General features: G+C 62.4%; 1 protein-coding gene. It reads left to right on the top strand.

Annotation, left to right across the window (positions count from 1 at the left end; genetic code table 11):
• Positions 1-248 precede the first annotated feature (248 nt).
• Positions 249-1,880: a DUF262 domain-containing protein gene (locus FV223_RS26310; protein WP_210247527.1), complete on the top strand. Its 1,632-nt coding sequence runs from the start codon at positions 249-251 to the stop codon at positions 1,878-1,880.
• Positions 1,881-1,999 lie beyond the last annotated feature (119 nt).

Here is a 1,999-nt window from a genome sequence, read left to right as displayed (position 1 = left end):
TAGACTTCCACGGCAAACATCCTGGGCCCCTCCCGAAAGAGAAGCCTCTCCACTGGCCGGCTTTTACCCCGGCCGCATCAGCACCCCGCCGACGCTCCAGTGGATGGTTTTGTCACCGCCCTACACATCGGCGACAGCCAATCCCCGAGGGGGGGCGCCCGACGTCCCGCGCGACCGGCTTCCGGCCTTTTTGCTTGAGTGTGAGGTGCCATTGGGGAAAACTCGCCTCAACCAAGGGTGGAAACGACATGCCAGGGTCGACGTTTCAAACCAATCCGGTGGACCTACCGAAGGTCCTCGACGACTGCCACCGGGGCGTCATGCAGCTCCCGGATTTCCAGCGTAGCTGGGTGTGGGACGAAGACCGTATCAAGAGTGTGGTCGCCTCGATCTCCCGGGCTTTTCCGATCGGCGCCTTGATGTCGCTCGACACGGGCGGGCCGGTGAACTTTAAGCCGCGCCCTGTCGAGGGCGCTCCAACGGAAGCGCGTGACGTCGTTCCGCAATCGCTCCTGCTCGACGGCCAGCAGCGCATGACGTCGCTCTACCAAGTGACGCTGCGCGGCAAGGTGGTCGAGACCGTCACCCCCAAGAAGAAGCGGGTCAAACGCTGGTTCTACATCGACATCCGCAAGGCGCTCGACGCTGACACGGACCGCGAGGAAGCGATCATCGGCATGCCCGAGAACCGGATTGAACGCGGCGATTTTGGTCGCGCGGGCGAGCTGGATCTCTCCTCGGCGGCGCAGGAATACGCCCAACTGATGTACCCGGTATGCCAGGTGTTCGATTGGGACAGCTGGCAGGACGGCTTCGATGAGTATTGGGCCGGTGACGAGCACAAGGCCGTCAAAGCCGCCTTTCGGACCTTCAAGAAGGAAGTGCTCGAGAACTTCAAACACTACCGCGTGCCGGTGATCGCCCTCGATCGCTCGACCTCGAAGGAGGCGGTCTGCGTTGTCTTTGAGAAGGTGAACACCGGCGGTAAAGCGCTCGATGCCTTCGAGCTGGTGACAGCCATGTACGCGGCCTCCGGCCATGAGCTGCGCAAAGACTGGTACGGCGACGAGAAGACTAAGGGGCGACACCGCCGCTTGGTGGATACTTTGCGTTTGGCGGACACAGAAAAAGGCATCCTGGCCGGGGTATCGAACACCGATTTCCTGCAGGCGGTGTCGCTCTTCTACACGCGCGACAGACGTCGAGCGGCGGTCGAAGCCGGCAAGGAAGGCAAGGAGCTGCCTGCGGTCTCCGGCAATCGCCAGGCCCTGCTCGATCTGCCTCTGGAGGCCTACATCCGCTACGAGACGCAGGTGGAAGCCGGCTTCGTCCGGGCGGCCAAGTTCCTGCACATGCTGCACATCTACCGCATCTTCGATCTGCCCTATCAGTCGCAAATCGTGCCGCTGGCGACGATCCTCGCCGATATCGGCGACGCCTGGGAGCACGAGGCCAACCGCACAAAGCTGTTCCAATGGTACTGGAACGGCGTCTTCGGCGAGCTGTACGGCTCGACTGTGGAGTCCCGGATCGCCCGCGACTTCGTCGAGGTGCCGGATTGGCAAAGGGGTGGCAAGGCGCCATCGACCGTCAGCGAGACGATCTTCCGCGCGGACCGCCTAAAGACCATGCGGATGCGCCTTTCAGCGGCCTACAAGGGCGTAAACGCGCTCCTGATGCGGAAAGGCGCCGAGGATTTTCGCTCGGGCCAGGCATTCGATCACACCGTGTTCTTCGGCGAGAATGTCGACATTCACCACATCTTTCCGCAGGCTTGGTGCAAGGGCAACGGCATCAGTCCAGCCGTCTACGACTCGATCATTAACAAGACGCCGCTGTCGGACCGTACCAACCGGATCATCGGCGGTGCGGTGACCTGACCGGTATTTTGGACCGAGCCAATCGAGAGGCTACTGCATGGTGGCGGCCATGGGTAGCCGGAAGGCCAGATTCGGGTAGCTGACGGGCGCGGGCGGCCGATAGCCCAGCGACGAATGCG

The sequence above is a fragment of the Methylobacterium sp. WL116 genome, assembly GCF_008039455.1.
GTDB lineage: Bacteria > Pseudomonadota > Alphaproteobacteria > Rhizobiales > Beijerinckiaceae > Methylobacterium.
Note: the sequence above shows the minus strand (reverse complement) of the source record. Positions and strands in the feature narration are given on the sequence as shown.

Excerpts from the sequence above, each read along its gene's own strand:
- FV223_RS26310 (WP_210247527.1), top strand. The coding sequence starts at position 249 with ATGCCAGGGTCGACGTTTCAAACCAATCCGGTGGACCTACCGAAGGTC.